Source organism: Olleya sp. ITB9 (assembly GCF_001315805.1).
Taxonomy (GTDB): domain Bacteria; phylum Bacteroidota; class Bacteroidia; order Flavobacteriales; family Flavobacteriaceae; genus Olleya; species Olleya sediminilitoris.
On record NZ_BCBW01000031.1, the window covers coordinates 66,703 to 84,694 of the forward strand.

Here is a 17,992-nt window from a genome sequence, read left to right on the forward strand (position 1 = left end):
CAACACATGTTGAGGCTTTCTTATTATATATATTATTTAGAACAGCAAATTAAGTCAACCTATTATAATAAAATGCAGGTAATAGTAATAGTAATAGGATTGGCTGAATTAAAAAACGTCTGATATTAAAAAACAAATAATAGTTTTCTTGTTTTGGATTTAAAACAAAAAACATAAATAAAGCTATTAAAATAACAAAAGAAAAAACATAGACTAAACTTGCAAACTTAATCACACTTTTATCTTTAAAAAAAAGATATAAAATTGCTATTGACAACAAAGTATTTATCACAAATCTAAGTGTTGTGTTGGCTACTAATTTAAGGACTTCTTGGCGTGGAGAATCCAAGTACAAATAATCGTTTTGAAAGAACAACAAATAGGGATCATAAAACAAATCGTTTTCAAACCATCTAACCAATGCCAACAAAAAAAACAAAGCAGTAATACCTATGTACTTTAAATACTTATCCATTTTATCTATTAAACTTTGAAAAACGATTCACCCAAAACATCCATAACAAAAATACCATCCCGTAGATTATTGCAGGAAAAACAACACTATGTAATATGGCTTCCCTCCAAGGATAATGATACAACCCAATAGATAAGACAACAATCCTGATAAGATTTACAACATACAGCAATACACTTCCGCTTAAAGCGAAAACAATAGTCGTTTTTATTTTGCCAGAAAAAGCAACAATAAAAGACACAAACAAAATAATAATGCTTGCTCCATTACACCCTTCAATAACTCTTGCCAAGTATTTCCCTTCTACTATCACCTTTATGGATGGCTCATTTGGATGTGGCACGACGTTAGTCTCATAACCAACGGTTTGTAGTACGTTTTCAGATTGTTTAGCGACTAGGTTTGTAATAAAATCAGGATAATATTGTCCAGACTTAGACGCATCTAGATAAAAGCTATACACCAAAGACAAAACACCATATACTATTAAAAAAGTAAGTATAAATTTTATAACAGATTTATATTTTATTATTAACGTTTTCAATAAAAAAGAATAAACTTTAAGTTTTTTTAAGGGTTGAAATTACACCTTTTTAAATACTTTTACCAAAATTTTCAAACAAATGACTTTCGAAACTTTAAAACCTCAAGTTGAAACTATAGTTTCTAATTCTAATTTATCTCATGATGATAAATTGTTACAAATATGTCAACTATTAGAAACTAACATTTCTTATTATAATTGGGTTGGTTTTTACTTCAAAAACGGAGATAAAAACGAACTTAAATTAGGGCCTTACGTTGGTGAGCCAACAGACCACACTATTATTCCTTTTGGAAAAGGTATCTGCGGACAAGTTGCTGTTAGTAACGAGAATTTTGTGGTACCAGATGTTGCTGCTCAAGATAATTACATTGCTTGTAGCATTACTGTTAAGGCAGAAATTGTAATCCCTATTTTTGTAAACGGAGAAAATATTGGTCAAATAGACATAGACTCTAACACTCCTGATCCTTTTACAGAAGCTGACGAACGCTTTTTAGAATTTGTTTGCAGTAAGGTTTCAGAATTACTATAGATGTTAATAACTACTTGTTTTAGTTGAAAAAGGACTTAAGTTTTTCAACTAAAACAATTTAGTTTTACTTAAATTTGCTTGCTTATTAACACAACTATAATGAGCAACAAAACAATTAAATCTGCATTAATTTCAGTTTTTAGCAAAGATGGATTAGAACCAATTGTTAAAGAACTAAACAAACAAGGTGTTACCATTTACTCTACTGGTGGAACCGAAACTTTTATAAAAAACCTTGGTATTGATGTCGTTCCTGTAGAGGACGTGACGTCTTACCCTTCTATTTTAGGTGGTCGTGTAAAAACGTTACACCCAAAAGTTTTTGGAGGTATTTTAAACCGTCAAAATCATGATGGTGATGTTAAAGAAATGAAAGACTTTGACATACCACAAATAGATGTCGTAATTGTAGATTTATATCCTTTTGAAAAAACAGTAGCTTCTGGAGCTGCTAATCAAGATATTATCGAAAAAATTGATATTGGAGGTATCTCTTTAATTCGTGCTGCTGCTAAAAATTATGCAGACGTCATTTGTGTCTCTTCAGTTGATGATTATGCCGAATTTTTAGAACTAATTACTGATAAAAAAGGAGACTTATCTGAAGCTGATCGCAAACGTTTTGCTGCTAAAGCTTTTAATGTATCTTCACATTATGACTCTGCAATTTTCAATTATTTTAATACTACAGAAAATTTAGCATCTTTTAAATTAAGCGAAACTAAAGGTCAAGTATTACGTTATGGTGAAAATCCACATCAAAAAGGATTTTTCTTTGGAAATTTTGACGAATTATTTACAAAATTACATGGTAAAGAATTAAGCTACAACAACCTTTTAGATGTTGATGCTGCAGTAAATTTAATTCAAGAATTTAAAGGTGAAAATCCAACTTTTGCTATCTTGAAGCATAACAATGCTTGTGGATTTGCACAGCGTGATACAATCCAACAAGCCTATACTGATGCTTTAGCTGGTGATCCTGTTTCTGCATTTGGTGGTGTTTTAATTAGTAATACTGAAATTGACGAGGCTACTGCTAATGCTATTCATACCTTATTTTGCGAAGTAGTAATCGCTCCTTCTTTTTCGGCTGAAGCTGAAACTATTTTAAAAGGAAAGAAAAACAGAATACTATTAGTTTTAAATGATATTGATTTTCCACAAACATCTGTTAGAACTTGTTTAAACGGAGTATTGGTACAAGACAAAGACAATAAAACAGATGTTGTTGAAGATTTTAAATACGCAACTAATACTAAACCTAATACGTCTGAAATTGAAGATTTAATTTTTGCTTCTAAAATTTGCAAGCACACTAAATCAAACACTATTGTTTTAGTAAAAAACAAACAGTTATGTGCTAGCGGAACTGGACAAACCAGTCGTGTGGATGCTTTAAATCAAGCAATACACAAAGCACAATCTTTTAAATTTGATTTAAAAGGTAGTGTTATGGCAAGTGATGCGTTTTTTCCATTTCCTGATTGTGTAGAAATTGCAGGTAATGTTGGTATATCTAGTGTGATCCAACCTGGAGGCTCTATTAAAGACCAATTAAGCATTGATTATTGCAACGATAATGACATATCAATGGTTATGACTGGTACACGCCATTTTAAACACTAAACGGTTAGTTTTACAAAGACAACGTTTAAATTTATATACAAAGCTTCGGTGTGATTACCGAAGCTTTTTTTGTGTGTTGGGCTTAATTTCCGTGACAACGAAAACATCCAAATCTACTTTTTAATCGTATCTTTTATTTGTATACCAATTAATAAAAATTGTAAGACATAAAATCCTTATATTACCATACTTTTATTACTTTTACGACATCTTTACAATAACGCCTTATAATTACATTTAACATATGGGATTTTTTGATTTCCTGACAGAAGAAATCGCTATAGATTTAGGTACTGCCAACACATTAATTATTCATAACGACAAGGTTGTAGTTGATGCGCCTTCGATAGTTGCCAGAGACAGGATTTCGGGTAAAATCATTGCTGTTGGTCAAGAAGCCAACATGATGCAAGGTAAAACACATGAAAATATTAAAACGATTAGACCTCTAAAAGATGGTGTAATTGCAGATTTTGATGCGTCTGAGCAAATGATAAGTCTATTTATTAAAAATATTCCTGCGTTAAAAAAGAAATTATTTACGCCTGCTTTACGTATGGTTATTTGTATTCCGTCTGGAATTACAGAGGTAGAAATGCGAGCTGTAAAAGAGAGTGCTGAGCGTGTTAATGGTAAAGAAGTATACTTAATACACGAACCTATGGCTGCAGCTATTGGTATTGGTGTGGATATCATGCAACCTAAAGGTAATATGATTGTCGATATTGGTGGTGGTACTACTGAAATTGCAGTAATTGCTTTGGGTGGAATTGTTTGTGATAAATCTGTAAAAATTGCAGGTGATGTATTTACAAACGATATTATTTATTACATGCGTACACAACACAATTTATATGTTGGTGAGCGTACTGCTGAAAAAATTAAAATTCAAATTGGTGCTGCTACAGAAGATTTAGACCTTCCGCCAGAAGACATGAGCGTACAAGGTCGTGATCTTTTAACTGGTAAACCTAAGCAAGTACAAATTAGCTATAGAGAGATTGCTAAAGCTTTAGATAAATCTATTTTACGTATTGAAGATGCTGTTATGGAAACTTTATCTCAAACACCTCCAGAATTAGCTGCTGACATTTACAATACAGGTATTTATCTTGCAGGTGGTGGATCTATGCTACGTGGTTTGGATAAACGTCTATCTCAAAAAACAGATTTACCTGTTTATATTGCTGAAGACCCATTACGTGCTGTAGTAAGAGGAACCGGAATTACACTTAAAAACATTGCTAAATACAAAAGCGTATTGATCAAGTAGTAACTATAACTAAATGCAACAAATTGTAAATTTTATACTTAAAAACAAAGCGTTTTTGTTTTTCTTGTTGCTGTTTGGTATTGCTATTGGATTAACAATACAATCACACAACTATCATAAAAGCAAGTTTATAAATTCGGCTAATAGTATTACAGGTGGTGTTTATAATACTAGCAACTCGGTTACTAGTTATTTTGGTTTAAAAGAAGAAAACGAAAAATTACAAAAAGAAAATACCTATTTAAAGTCATTGTTATATAATCAACAAGATCCTACAAATACTTTTGTGGATACGACTTTGTTTCAAAAAAAATATAAGTTTACCTCTGCTAAAATTATAAAGAATAGTTACAATTTACAAAACAACTATTTAACTATAAACAAAGGAATAAACGACAGTATTAAACAAGATTTAGGTGTTGTGTCTACTAACGGAATTATTGGAATTGTAGATAATACCAACAGTAGTTACGCAACTGTAATTTCTATATTAAACACAACTAATAAAATAAGTGGTCAACTTAAAAACTCTAATCATTTTGGAACTTTAAGTTGGAACGGACAATCACCAGATTATATACAACTTACAGATATTCAAAAAAATGCAGTTGTATCTAAAGGAGATACTATAATAACATCTGGACGATCGGCAATTTTCCCAAAAGGTATTTTAGTTGGTGCTATTGAAGACTACCAATTGGATGCTACTAAAAATTATTTTGAAATTAATATAAAATTATTTAACGACATGACTAACCTTGAGCATGTCAATATAATAGAAAACAAAGACAAACCCTTAATAGACGATTTATTAAACACCAATGAATAACCTATTATCCATACATACTGTTAGGTTTATTGTATTAATACTACTTCAAGTATTAGTGTTTAATAATATTAATTTTATGGGTTATATCAATCCATACGTTTACGTTTTATTCATAGCTTTATTTCCTGTAAAAAACAATAGACTTACATTTTTATTTTTAAGCTTTTTGTTAGGATTAAGTATTGATATATTTATGGATTCTGGTGGTATAAACGCAGCAGCAGCACTACTAACAGCTTATGCTAGACCTATTATTTTAAAGTTTAGTTTTGGTGCAATTTATGAGCATCAAGCAGTAAAATTTAATAACATAGATTTTGGTCAACGTGTAACTTATATTTTACTATTAGTTTTAATACATCATCTAACTTATTTTTTATTAGAAATTTTTAACGTTTCTAAAATAATTTTTGTGTTACAAAACACGTTGTTCTCAGGTATATTTACTATTATACTATGTATTTTAATAACATATATTTTTAGTTCAAAATCTAAATGAGAAAATTTTTACTGCTTTTTTCTGTTATCGTTGTTGGTTTAATATTTACAGGTCGTTTATTGTATTTACAAGTTATTAAAACAACAGACTATAATCTATATCAAGATAATGCTATACGTAAAGTGTTTGATTACCCTAAACGTGGTTTTGTTTACGACAGAAATGGACAACTTTTAGTATCTAACCAACCGTCTTATGATGTGATGGTAATACCTAGAGAAGTCAAAGCATTAGACACATTAGAGTTTTGTAATCTTTTAAAAATAGATAAAGAAACCTTTATTAAAAAATACGATAAGGCATATCGCTACTCACCAAGACTACCTTATGTTTTTGTATCGCATTTGTCCAAAGAAGACTATGCTGTATTACAAGAAAAGATGCGTAAATATGAAGGTTTTTATATTCAAAAAAGAAATCTTAGAAAATACGAAACCACTATTGGAGCTAACGTTTTAGGTGATATTGGCGAAGTTAATAACCGAAATATTAAAAATGATAGCTACTATCATTCGGGTGATTTAATAGGTAAAGCTGGTGTTGAAGCATCCTATGAAGAAACACTGCGTGGGCAAAAAGGAATCAAGTTTATCCAAAAAGATAGATTTAATCGTAATATTGGTCCTTATAAAGACGGAATTTATGACACACTTCCTGAGTCTGGAAAAGATATTAAAATAACCATAGATGCTACCTTGCAAGCCTATGGAGAATTATTAATGACCAATAAGCGAGGTGGTGTTATAGCAATAGAACCAGAAAGTGGTGAAATACTAGCTATGATATCAGCACCAACTTACAACCCAAATAGTTTAGTAGGAAGAAACCGAAGTAAAAACTATACTAAACTTTATAGAGACTCAATAGCAAAACCATTATTTAACCGAAGTTTACAAGGAGTTTATGAACCTGGTTCACCTTTTAAATTAATGAATGCTTTAATTGCTTTACAAGAAGGTGTGATTTCTACAGAAGAAAAAATAACATGTTATAACGGTCTTAAATACGGTAAAAAAGCCTTCATGAAGTGTCACTGTGGCTATGGTGTAAAAAATGACTTATCAAGAGGTATCCAACAATCCTGTAATGCATATTTCGGGACTGCATACAAACGTATACTTGATAAATACGACAATGCTTCTATTGGTATTGACAACTGGAGTAAACATGTTCAAAGTTTTGGTCTCGGAAATTTTTTAAACAACGATTTATATGTTGGTCAAAAAGGAAGAATACCTAATAGAGAATTTTATAGCAACGCTTATCCTAAACGTTTTTATTCTACTTACACCATGTCTAATGCCATTGGGCAAGGTGAAGTTAGGACTACACCAATACAATTAGCCAACATGGTAGCTGCAATTGCTAACAGAGGTTATTACTTTACACCACACATTATAAAAAGTATTCAAGACCAACCTTTACCAGAAAGCTTTACAACACCAAAACATACAACCATAGACAAGCAACATTTTGATCCTGTTATAGAAGGCATGTTAAAGGTATATGAAAAAGGTACAGCAGAATCTTTACAAGTTAAAGACATAGAAATTGTTGGAAAAACAGGTACAGTAGAAAATTTTGTAAAAATAGACAGTATTAAAACACAATTAACGGATCACTCCATTTTTGTAGCATTTGCACCAAAAGACAACCCAAAAATTGCAATAGCTGTTTTTGTAGAAAATGGATATTGGGGAAGTCGTTATGCTGGGAAAATAACCAGTCTAATGATTGAAAAATACTTAAAAGGAAGTATTAGCAGAACAGATTTAGAAGATTGGGTGTTAAATCACACGTTAGAAAACGAATATGCCAAACCTTATTCTGGAGAACCTTTTAAAATAAATGGTCAAAGCCAATTACAAGTGGTCAAACCAGAAGAATTTTATAAACTTAAAAAACGACTAAACCAACTAAATTAATGTTAAGACAAACTGATAGACATTACAAATTTGACTGGTTAACCATTCTACTGTTTTTTATACTAGTTATTTTTGGTTGGGTAAACATCATATCTGCTTCACACTCTGGAGAAGCTTTAGAATTTTCAAATTTTTCTCATTACTACAGCAAACAACTTATTTTCATTGCACTTTCTGTAGTACTAATAATTTTGGTTTTATCAATAGAGTCTAAGTTTTACGAACGTTTTTCTAGTATCATATATTTTTCAGCATTACTCTCTTTAGCTGGCTTATTTATTTTTGGAAAAAACATTAATGGAGCCACCTCTTGGTATCCTATTGGTAGTTTTACCTTCCAACCTGGAGAATTTGCAAAAGTAGCAACTGCTTTAGCTGTAGCTAAATATGTAAGCGATTTAAATACAGATATAAAACGCTTTAATGATCAACTTAAAACATTTGCAATAATAGTTGTTCCTGCTTTTTTAGTTTTATTACAACCTGATGCTGGAAGCGCAATTGTTTATGGTGCATTTTTCTTTGTATTGTACAGAGAAGGCTTACCACACATGTATTTAATAGTTGCAGTATTACTTATTTTACTCTCTATTTTCGCTTTAAAACTTGGAGCTACAAGCACACTGTTAATAACTGCAATTATTGTACTAACCTACTACTTTACACGCAAAAAACGTCCTTCTATTTTTCAACCTATTGTAGTAATACTTCTATGTACTGCTTTGGCTTTTAGTGTCAGATTTTTTTATGATAATATATTACCAGCTCACCAAAAAGACAGAATTACAATTTGGCTTAGTTTAGAGAAAGATCCTGATAAATTAGAGCGAATGAAAAAAACGGTCGCTTACAATTTAAACGAATCTGAAAAAGCAATAAGCAGTGGTGGTTTTAAGGGAAAAGGCTTTTTGGAAGGCACACGTACAACCGGAAACTTTGTCCCAGAACAGCACACTGATTATATTTTTAGTACTGTTGGTGAAGAATGGGGTTTTATAGGAAGCTTCTTAACTGTACTTGTCTTTTTATTACTAATTATAAGAATTTTAATTCTTGCCGAACGACAAAAAAACCAATTTAGCAGGATGTATGGCTATGCTGTTGGCTCTATATTGTTTTTACATTTTTTAATCAATATTGGTATGGTTATGGGATTAATACCAACTATAGGTATCCCTCTACCCTTTTTTAGTTATGGTGGATCTGGACTTTGGGGATTTACTATTTTAGTTTTTATTTTTATAAAACTAGACTCAAATCGTATTAATGAGTGGTAAAACAAGAAATTAGCATATTATAAAAACATAAAAAAAACCCTTAAAACGTAATTGTTAAAAGGGTTTTTAATTTAGCTATTAATCAATTTATAGATTGTAAATAAATCTTGCTGTTACAAATCTAGGCTGTATAAAATACTCGCTTGTACTTACAGAAAAGGCTCCATTACTATTTTGTATTCTTGAAGCTGTATCTAAAAGGTTAGTTGCTTTAAGCTCGTATTCCCATTTACTATCACTACTTTTTCTATACGCTAAGTTTGCATTCCATAGACCAAAACCATTACTATCTCCATCAATAGTTTGACGACTATACGTATAATCTGTTTTAAAAGTAAACGTTTTAAAAATTAAAGCATCAAACTCAGCTGAAGGTGCGTTGGTATAAATTTTAGTTGTACGATCTCCTTGATCACTATTAGTTAAACCATAACGGTAACTCAACTCAAAATTTGGTGCATTGTTAAAGTTAGAACGTAATTGCGCAGTATAACTTTGTGTGTAATTTTGATTAACCGAAATTTCTTCATTTATAAATTGACTAAATTTTGTATAACCAAAAGTCCCTCTTGCACTAGCTTGAAGTTTTCCAAATCGTCTTTGAAAACGTCCACTAACATTTAAACTTTCATCTTCTAAACCAGAGTTAAATGGTGTACTTATTCTAATAACAGATCCTGGTTGAAACTCTGATACGTTTCTAATATTATCAATATTTTTACTATAATTAACAAATGCAAAAACATTAGTATAATTAAACATATTAAAACTAAAATAACTTAAGTTGACATTATGAGATAAAGAACTTTCTAAATCAGGATTACCTGCAAACGTCGAATTATAACTATTTAACACTACTGCTTCAGCAAACTGATTAACATCTGTAAACTGAGTTTGCATTTTATAAGTTAAATTTAAAGTTTCGCTACCTTTTAACTGTACACGTACATTTAAATCTGGTAAAACTCTAAAAAAGTTATCGGTAGTTTTTGTTCCAAATTGTTTATTAACTGCACTATATGCATGTGCTGATACACCTGGACTTATTGTAAATTTACCAGTTTTAATACGGTAATGTGCACCTAAATAAACATCACTAAAAGTATATTTAATATCATTCTCGTCTGACAAACCTTCTAGTGTTGTGTCTGTTTCTAAATCGTTTCCATCATCTAAGGTCTGAAATAAATTAGAATCAAATTGCTGATTACTATATATAGTTCCGACAGTAAAATTAATATCGCTTTTCTTATTTAAAATATTCCAATAATCTACTTTAGCATCTAATTGGTTTGTCTTTACACGCTTTTCTTGATTAACATCGTATGTTACTTGTGTACCATCTAATCCTAAGTCTTGAGCTGTATCATCAAAAGGATCATTATCAGCATCATTATTATTTAAAGGATTATTTTGTAGAATAGCATTATAAAAAGGATCTTCATCTTGTAATAAATGTTGAACAGAAAGTGCAAAAATATTATCCTCATCCATGGTATAATAATAATTCAAGTTTTGATTTATTTTAAAGGGAGTTGTCTCTTCGTTTTGATCAATTTGTCCAATAACACTAGAAAAGGTTCCGTTTAACTGTTCGTCTTTAGACACTCTTCCAAGTATATCATAATCTAACTGATTATTAGGATTGGGCTTATATTTTGCACTAAATTTAAACAACCCTAAATCACTTTTTTGTTTGGTATTACTAGACGTATTTTCATCTGGAATATCTAAAGATTGATCTGTGTAAAATACTGAGCTATTTTCTTGCAACTCTATTCTGCTACTTGCTAATATTGCAAATCCGCTTAAATCCAAAGTGCTTTTAGGTGAAAAGCTAAAGTTAGCAGCTGCAAATTTTGTATCAATACTTTTAGCTTGATTGTTTTGTAATTGTCTAAACCCTAAATCGTTACTTCCTAAACTAATATTGGTACCACTTTGCTGACTAGGTTGTTGGAAGCCACCTGAAAAATTAAACATATCACGACGTGATAAAGCTAACTCACCAATATTATTTAAGTCACCAATAAAATTGATACTTTTTTCTGGACTATAATAAAATAATTTAGGTTGAAATAAATATAATTCACCTGATTTTGAATCTCCTAAACCACCTGTAACAGTTCCGAACCAGAAGTTTTTCTTTCCTTCTTTTAATTTAATATTTATTGCTATATTATCTTGATTGTTAGTCACACCACTAAGCTGTCCAACTTCACTATAATTTTTCAAAACTTGCACTTTATCTATTGCATTAGCAGGAATATTTTTGGTCGCTAACTTTGTATCTCCATCAAAAAACTCTTTACCATCAATCATGACTTTACCAACCGCTTTACCTTCGACCTCTACTTCACCATCATCATTAATTTCTACTCCTGGCATTTTTTCTAGTACATCACCAAGTTTTCTTTCTGTTCCGTTTTTAAAAGAATCTGCGTTGTAAGTAATAGTGTCTCCACTTATGGTTACTGGCATTTCATAGGTGATTTCAACTTCATCTAAACTATTATCTATAGACATCGTATAATTTTTAGTTATACCAACTTCTTTAGTATTAATAGTTTCAGAAATTTGTTGCATTCCTATATAACTAACCTGAATACTATAAGCAGAATTGACATCTAAATTTAATTTATATCGACCTTTATCATTAGTAATAGCATAAGCTTCTAAAGCCTTAGTTTCTTGATTTATAGCAACCACATTGGCCAGCTCTAACCCAACACCTAAACTATCTTTGACAACTCCCTCAAATTTAACTTGAGCAAAAGAAGTTGTAACCACTAATAAAAGTAGTAGTGTAAATATGTGTTTCATAAGTTTTTTTGATTGGTTTATTTAAAAATTAATTACGACCACGTCCACCACGACCTCCTCTTGATCTAAACATTTCGCGCATTTCTTCCATTTTCTTTTTAACAGTAGCTTGATAATCTTCTTGAGAGATTTCTTTACCCTTAGTTGGTTTTTTAATTTCATCTTTATCTGCTGGATTTAACACAATTTTGGTACACAAAATTGTTGTACGTCCAGAGTTGACCTCTAAAATTAAACCTGGTAATCCCCAATATTCGTCTGGCCCACTATTTACTGGAATACTCATAGTATACCAAGCAGTAACCTCTACTTCTTCAGGTATTTCAATATTTTCAAAAGGATCTTTATCTCCTTTTACCTTTGTACTATCTTGTTTAGCTTCAGCTGTATTTTTTTTATCATTATCTTGTCTTCCATCTCTTCCTCCTCTACGTCTCATATTCGTCCAATCAGCAGCATCAACTTTTTTTGTTGCTGTAGCTTTAAAACATGTGTATTGTCCAATTTGCTTAGACTCACCACTTATTTTCCATTCAAAAGTTGTAAGACTATCTTTGATTAAAAATTGTTTCCCAAAAAACTCCTGATCTTGTAATAATTGATTGTCTTTAACGTTTTTGTAAACAGTTCCAGCAGAGGTCATTCCTCCAAATCTAAAACCTCTTCCTCCACTTGGTGACTCTAAAGCCTCATCTTCTTTATACGTTGATTCGGTTTTATTAAAATCTAAAATAAATGTTTTCTCAAGCATACTTTTCATACGCTCTGTGATTGCCTTTTTACGTTCAGGACTCATATCACGACCACCAAAACTATCCATATCTACAGTAGTTTTTGACATGTATATAGCTTGACCCTGAAAACTATCTTGAGCAAAGCTATTAGCGGTAATAACCATAACCAATGCAATAGTTAGGCTTTTAAAGGTAGATTTTAATCTCATTATTATATGTTTATTGTATTAATACTATGTTAAGACCTTATAGAATCTTAATAGTTTAATTATTAAATGTTAAAAAAATGCTAATAATTAAATTTGTAGACTTAAATATTAACTTGTTACGTTTTGGATTACTTTTTGTACATTGGTAATTCATGAAATATATCCTAATCACTATTTATTTTATATCAGTTTCATTATTGGCGCAACAACCAATAACCACGCAACTAATACAAAAAGACAGTATAAATGCAGACCTTTTTATAGCTAAAAATAATTTTGACAATCTTTACATCATTAAAGACAATATTTTAATTAAAAAAAGCAAAAACAACACTTATAATTACAGTAGTATTCAGTTAGGAAACATTACCAGTGTACACACTTTTAATCCATTAAAAATTAATGCTTTTTATGCAGATCTTAATACAGTAGTTATTTTAGATAATAGGTTAACCGAAATATTTAAAATAGACTTTAACGCATTAGATAATTATAAAAATATTTCACACATAACAACAGGTTTTGACAATACGCTTTGGTTATTTAATCAAGATTTTCAGTATTTGGAGCTATATGATTACAAAACACAAACTACGCGTTATAAAACCATACCAATAACCTCAAAAGTTTTAGACCTAACCAGCAGCTATAATTACTGTTGGTTACTTACACAAAACTACCTGTACTGCTATAATTATTTTGGAAGTTTGGTTTATAAAATAAAAAATGACAACTATTTAAGCGTAAAAGCAAACAATGAAGATCTAGTAATAAAAAAAGAAAACGGATTAATTTATTATAATCACAAAACCAAGTCACTGTCTTCCATAGTATTACCAAATATGTTAATAAGTCAGTTTTCTGTAACCAATCAAATCCTGTATATTTACAGTCGCAAAACACTTTATCAATACCAATTTAAAATAGACTAATCATGCACGTTGCCATAGCAGGAAACATAGGAGCAGGAAAAACAACGCTTACAAATTTATTAGCCAAACATTTTAATTGGGAAGCTCAGTTAGAAGACGTTGTAGACAACCCATATCTTGACGATTTTTACAATCAAATGGAGCGTTGGAGCTTTAATCTACAAGTTTACTTTTTAAATAGTCGTTTTAGACAAGTATCACAAATTCGCGAAAGCGGAAAAGATATTATTCAAGACCGAACCATTTATGAAGATGCACACATTTTTGCACCTAACTTACATGCAATGGGCTTGATGACCAACCGTGATTTTGAAAACTACAAATCCCTTTTTGAGCTAATGGAAGGTTTTGTTGCAGGACCAGATTTACTGATTTACTTACGAAGCTCCATTCCAAATCTAGTCTCTCAAATACATAAACGTGGACGTGACTATGAAAACTCAATAAGCATCGACTATTTAAGCAGGCTTAATGAGCGTTACGAAGCTTGGATACATGGTTACAATAAAGGCAACCTATTAGTAATAGATGTAGACAATATGGACTTTGTGGCAAATCCTGAAGACTTAGGATTTATAATTAATAAAATAGACGCCGAAATAAACGGTTTGTTCTAAAAAAATAATTTGGGCGTTACCTTTATCCTGAATTTAGTTCAGGATAAACGTCGTGCTATCCGTTATATCTTTTTTATTTGTTTTATAACTATTTTGCTCATACTTCACAAAACAGTAAAACAATATAAAAAAGGATGCCACTACTATCACTAACGCAGGCTTACTTGATAAGTCCATGACTTTTAGCATGTATAATAGCCTCTTTGCTAGAGTTAACTAATAACACAGGTGTGTCTTTATAATTAGACAATAGGTCCTTAACACGTTTAGTCTTACGCTTATCATCCACACTTCTTAAATACACAGCCTTAATCCTATTAGGATACGTATTTACTAATTTTAAGTAAATATCAGGATCGTGCTCTCCACTATCACCAACCAAAATAACAGGTAAATCAGGATAAGTTTTCAAAATATTTTCAATCTCCAACTGCTTATCTGGCTTACAAGTCGAAGACTTTTTTTTAAAAATGGTTTTAAAACTTCTAAGTAAAATAGGACCTTTAGGAAAATTATTAGTTCTTAAAAAAAACTCTAAATAGCGATACAAATTCCAAGGACTGTGGCTAACATAAAAAATAGGATTAGCCTTATTACCACTTGGACCTTTATGTAATAAGTGATAAAAATCTGCAGCACCTTCTAACGGAATTCTATTTTGGGCATGTTTTAAAAACGTATTATACAATACACGCCATTTTAAAATAGATACAACACCTGTGTGTAATATTGTATCATCAATATCACTAATCACAGCAAAATCAGAATCTAATTTTGGTATTAATAACTCGGCTGGGAATTTATTTTTATTTTGAATGGTCCTCTTTATAGATGGCTCACTGTAAGATACTTCAAAATTTAACCAACCTTCACTATTAATTAATAGCTCCAATCCATCAATATTTTCTTCAATTTTATAATAACCATCTTTATCAGTTTGGACATAAAACACCTTATTATTAGGTAAAGTCACCTTTAACTTAGTATTTTTGATTTCGTCTGTTTCAAATCTTTTCCACGTATTTAAAATAAGATTATACAAACTTTTTTGATCTAAATCAATAGTCTCATCCTCTAACGCACGTCCACGATGATAGAAATGGTTTGACGTACCATAACTTAAAAACGAAATAATTTGTAACGGATCTTTCCTAAACCAACTCATTACCTCAAATATAATACAAAAAAAACCTGCTAATCAAATTAGCAGGTTTAAAATTTTTAATTTTAAAGGACAGATTAACCTTTTGTAATATTTACGTTCTGAATTATTTTTTTATTAGCTTCATTGGCTTGATTATTATCTTTTTCAAAGTCCTTAATTTTTGCTTCTACATCTAACTTAGAGCCTTCAAAAGTTTCCTCTTTAGTTACCACTTTTCCGTTTTCAATTACAGTATAAATAATTGTAGCTACAGCTGTATTATTTTCAATCTTCATTTCCTTTTCAATAGTAATTTCTTTGGTATTAGCGACACCAGTTTCTGTATGACCTCCTAAAATTGGAGCAATAACTAAACCTATTAAACAGGTTAATTTAATCAATATATTCATAGATGGACCTGAAGTATCTTTAAACGGGTCACCAACAGTATCTCCTGTTACTGCTGCTTTATGCGCATCACTTCCTTTAAAGGTCATTTCGCCATTAATTTCTACACCAGCTTCAAAAGACTTTTTAGCATTGTCCCATGCTCCACCAGCATTATTTTGAAAAATTGCCCATAAAACACCAGACACAGTTACACCTGCCATATAACCTCCTAGCATTTCGGCTATAGCCATAGGATTCATTCCAAATAACATTGGCACAAAAGCAATAACCAAAGGAAATCCAATAGTTAATAAACCAGGCAACATCATTTCTTTTAAAGACGCTTGTGTAGATATTGCTACACATTTATCGTATTCTGGCTTACCTGTACCTTCCATAATACCAGGAATATCTTTAAACTGACGACGGACTTCTTGTACCATCTCCATAGCTGCTTTACCAACTGCATTCATGGCTAAAGCTGAAAATACAACTGGTACCATACCTCCAACAAATAACATTGCTAAAACAGGTGCTTTAAAAATATTAATTCCATCAATACCTGTAAAGGTTACATAAGCTGCAAATAGTGCTAATGAGGTTAATGCTGCAGAGGCAATAGCAAATCCTTTACCTGTAGCTGCAGTTGTATTTCCAACCGAATCTAATATATCTGTACGCTCTCTAACGATAGGATCTTGCTCGCTCATTTCTGCAATTCCACCTGCATTATCAGAAATTGGTCCAAAAGCATCAATTGCTAATTGCATAGCTGTTGTTGCCATCATAGCAGATGCTGCTAAAGCGACACCATAAAATCCTGCTAAAGCATAAGAGGACCAAATTGCTCCTGCAAATAACAATACCGAAGGAAAAGTAGAAATCATACCTGTTGCTAATCCTGCAATAATATTTGTTCCTGCTCCTGTACTAGATTGTTGTACAATTTTTAAGATTGGTTTTTTACCTAAGCCAGTATAATACTCGGTTACAGAAGAAATCACTGCACCAACAAATAATCCAACTAAGGTTGCATAAAAGACACGCATCGAAGAAATTTCTAGAGTACCTTCACCAAAAAATTTCATTTGCATAGTATCTGGAAGCATCCAAGTTACTAATCCAAAACAAGCTGCTGCAACTAAGGCAATTGACACCCAGTTACCTAAGTTTAAAGCTCCCATAACTTGAGCTTCTTTAGCATCATTACTTTTAATTTTTACTAAAACAGTACCAATTATTGAAATAATAATACCTGCTCCAGCTATTGCCATAGGCAATAAAATAGGACCAATACCACCAAATGCATCATCTATATTTCCTCCCATATCTTTTATAACATAATTACCTAAAACCATTGCTGCTAATACTGTTGCAACATACGAACCAAATAAATCGGCTCCCATACCAGCAACATCACCAACATTATCTCCAACATTATCTGCAATAGTTGCTGGATTTCTAGGATCATCCTCTGGAATTCCTGCTTCTACTTTACCAACTAAATCTGCACCAACATCTGCAGCTTTAGTATAAATACCACCACCAACACGTGCAAATAATGCAATAGATTCTGCTCCTAATGAGAAACCAGCTAAAGTTTCTAGGACTAAAGTCATATCATCAGTATTGGTCCAACCCTCAGGCATAAACACAAACTTATAAAACACAATAAAAAAAGCTGTTAAACCTAACACTGCAAGTCCAGCAACACCAAGTCCCATAACTGTACCTCCACCAAAAGAGATATTTAAGGCTTTTGGTAAACTAGTTTTAGCAGCTTGAGTTGTTCTAACATTTGTTTTAGTTGCTATTTTCATTCCAATATTTCCTGCGAAAGCAGAAAATACAGCTCCAAAAATAAATGCTATTACAATTAAATAACTAGTTGTTGGCACAAAATAAGCGACCACTGCTAATAGCACACTGACTATAACTACAAAAACAGCTAGCAATCTGTACTCGGCATTTAGAAAAGCTAAAGCACCTTGGTAGATATGATCTGAAATCTCTTTCATTTTTCCATCTCCAGCGTCTTGCTTCATAACCCAAGATTGTTTGACAACCATATAAATTAAGCCTAAAATTGCCATAACAATAGGCATCCATATCATCATTGATTCCATATAAGTTTTTTTGATTAATTAGTATTAATAG

At 31.3% G+C, this 17,992-nt stretch carries 15 protein-coding genes; 9 read left to right on the forward strand and 6 right to left on the reverse strand.

Going from position 1 to position 17,992, the window contains the following annotated elements; translation table 11 throughout:
• Positions 1–49: 49 nt before the first annotated feature.
• Together ITB9_RS08520 and xrtF are read right to left on the reverse strand one after the other, a co-directional pair.
• Positions 50–475, reverse strand: coding sequence for an exosortase F system-associated protein (locus tag ITB9_RS08520; protein ID WP_054851886.1), 426 nt, complete (start codon positions 473–475; stop codon positions 50–52).
• A gap of 1 nt (position 476) precedes the next feature.
• A complete protein-coding gene (xrtF, locus tag ITB9_RS08525) occupies positions 477–1,019 on the reverse strand; it encodes an exosortase family protein XrtF (RefSeq protein WP_054851887.1) in 543 nt (180 codons plus the stop codon).
• 79 nt (positions 1,020–1,098) lie between these two features.
• Here xrtF and ITB9_RS08530 point away from each other — a divergent pair, with 79 nt between their 5' ends.
• The 7 genes from ITB9_RS08530 to rodA all read left to right on the forward strand — a co-directional run bounded on the left by ITB9_RS08530 (position 1,099) and on the right by rodA (position 8,986).
• Positions 1,099–1,554, forward strand: coding sequence for a GAF domain-containing protein (locus ITB9_RS08530; RefSeq protein WP_028289558.1), 456 nt, complete (start codon positions 1,099–1,101; stop codon positions 1,552–1,554).
• 99 nt (positions 1,555–1,653) lie between these two features.
• Positions 1,654–3,183, forward strand: coding sequence for a bifunctional phosphoribosylaminoimidazolecarboxamide formyltransferase/IMP cyclohydrolase (purH, locus tag ITB9_RS08535; RefSeq protein ID WP_054851888.1), 1,530 nt, complete (start codon positions 1,654–1,656; stop codon positions 3,181–3,183).
• A gap of 244 nt (positions 3,184–3,427) precedes the next feature.
• Positions 3,428–4,456 carry a rod shape-determining protein gene (locus ITB9_RS08540; protein ID WP_028289556.1) on the forward strand — a complete coding sequence of 343 codons (1,029 nt, stop codon included), beginning with the start codon at positions 3,428–3,430 and terminating at the stop codon, positions 4,454–4,456.
• 13 nt (positions 4,457–4,469) lie between these two features.
• Positions 4,470–5,285, forward strand: coding sequence for a rod shape-determining protein MreC (gene mreC / locus ITB9_RS08545; RefSeq protein ID WP_054851889.1), 816 nt, complete (start codon positions 4,470–4,472; stop codon positions 5,283–5,285).
• Positions 5,278–5,784: a hypothetical protein gene (locus ITB9_RS08550; protein ID WP_028607332.1), complete on the forward strand. Its 507-nt coding sequence runs from the start codon at positions 5,278–5,280 to the stop codon at positions 5,782–5,784. The genes mreC and ITB9_RS08550 overlap by 8 nt, the downstream gene beginning before the upstream one ends.
• Positions 5,781–7,709: a penicillin-binding protein 2 gene (gene mrdA, locus ITB9_RS08555; protein WP_054851890.1), complete on the forward strand. Its 1,929-nt coding sequence runs from the start codon at positions 5,781–5,783 to the stop codon at positions 7,707–7,709. The genes ITB9_RS08550 and mrdA overlap by 4 nt, the downstream gene beginning before the upstream one ends.
• Positions 7,709–8,986, forward strand: coding sequence for a rod shape-determining protein RodA (gene rodA, locus ITB9_RS08560; RefSeq protein WP_028607330.1), 1,278 nt, complete (start codon positions 7,709–7,711; stop codon positions 8,984–8,986). Before mrdA ends, rodA begins: the two co-directional genes overlap by 1 nt.
• Before the next feature lie 87 nt (positions 8,987–9,073).
• On the opposite strand, the gene ITB9_RS08565 is transcribed toward rodA, so the two are convergent.
• Positions 9,074–11,809, reverse strand: coding sequence for a TonB-dependent receptor (locus ITB9_RS08565; RefSeq protein WP_054851891.1), 2,736 nt, complete (start codon positions 11,807–11,809; stop codon positions 9,074–9,076).
• Positions 11,810–11,837: 28 nt separating this feature from the next.
• On the reverse strand, positions 11,838–12,752 hold the full coding sequence (locus ITB9_RS08570) for a GLPGLI family protein (RefSeq protein WP_054851892.1): 915 nt from the start codon (positions 12,750–12,752) through the stop codon (positions 11,838–11,840).
• Positions 12,753–12,904: 152 nt separating this feature from the next.
• On the opposite strand from ITB9_RS08570, the gene ITB9_RS08575 reads away from it, so the two are divergent.
• A complete protein-coding gene (locus ITB9_RS08575) occupies positions 12,905–13,684 on the forward strand; it encodes a hypothetical protein (RefSeq protein ID WP_054851893.1) in 780 nt (259 codons plus the stop codon).
• 2 nt (positions 13,685–13,686) lie between these two features.
• A complete protein-coding gene (locus ITB9_RS08580) occupies positions 13,687–14,301 on the forward strand; it encodes a deoxynucleoside kinase (protein WP_028289548.1) in 615 nt (204 codons plus the stop codon).
• Positions 14,302–14,461: 160 nt separating this feature from the next.
• Here ITB9_RS08580 and ITB9_RS08585 read toward each other — a convergent pair whose 3' ends face one another.
• Positions 14,462–15,466 carry an App1 family protein gene (locus ITB9_RS08585; protein ID WP_028607326.1) on the reverse strand — a complete coding sequence of 335 codons (1,005 nt, stop codon included), beginning with the start codon at positions 15,464–15,466 and terminating at the stop codon, positions 14,462–14,464.
• A 74-nt stretch (positions 15,467–15,540) separates the two neighbouring features.
• A complete protein-coding gene (locus ITB9_RS08590; RefSeq protein ID WP_054851894.1) occupies positions 15,541–17,961 on the reverse strand; it encodes a sodium-translocating pyrophosphatase in 2,421 nt (806 codons plus the stop codon).
• Between the last annotated feature and the right edge of the window lie 31 nt (positions 17,962–17,992).

Coding starts and splice junctions, on each gene's coding strand:
- ITB9_RS08520 (WP_054851886.1), bottom strand. CDS start 475: ATGGATAAGTATTTAAAGTACATAGGTATTACTGCTTTGTTTTTTTTG.
- ITB9_RS08530 (WP_028289558.1), top strand. CDS start 1,099: ATGACTTTCGAAACTTTAAAACCTCAAGTTGAAACTATAGTTTCTAAT.
- purH (WP_054851888.1), top strand. CDS start 1,654: ATGAGCAACAAAACAATTAAATCTGCATTAATTTCAGTTTTTAGCAAA.
- ITB9_RS08540 (WP_028289556.1), top strand. CDS start 3,428: ATGGGATTTTTTGATTTCCTGACAGAAGAAATCGCTATAGATTTAGGT.
- mreC (WP_054851889.1), top strand. CDS start 4,470: ATGCAACAAATTGTAAATTTTATACTTAAAAACAAAGCGTTTTTGTTT.
- ITB9_RS08550 (WP_028607332.1), top strand. CDS start 5,278: ATGAATAACCTATTATCCATACATACTGTTAGGTTTATTGTATTAATA.
- mrdA (WP_054851890.1), top strand. CDS start 5,781: ATGAGAAAATTTTTACTGCTTTTTTCTGTTATCGTTGTTGGTTTAATA.
- rodA (WP_028607330.1), top strand. CDS start 7,709: ATGTTAAGACAAACTGATAGACATTACAAATTTGACTGGTTAACCATT.
- ITB9_RS08565 (WP_054851891.1), bottom strand. CDS start 11,809: ATGAAACACATATTTACACTACTACTTTTATTAGTGGTTACAACTTCT.
- ITB9_RS08570 (WP_054851892.1), bottom strand. CDS start 12,752: ATGAGATTAAAATCTACCTTTAAAAGCCTAACTATTGCATTGGTTATG.
- ITB9_RS08575 (WP_054851893.1), top strand. CDS start 12,905: ATGAAATATATCCTAATCACTATTTATTTTATATCAGTTTCATTATTG.
- ITB9_RS08580 (WP_028289548.1), top strand. CDS start 13,687: ATGCACGTTGCCATAGCAGGAAACATAGGAGCAGGAAAAACAACGCTT.
- ITB9_RS08585 (WP_028607326.1), bottom strand. CDS start 15,466: ATGAGTTGGTTTAGGAAAGATCCGTTACAAATTATTTCGTTTTTAAGT.
- ITB9_RS08590 (WP_054851894.1), bottom strand. CDS start 17,961: ATGGAATCAATGATGATATGGATGCCTATTGTTATGGCAATTTTAGGC.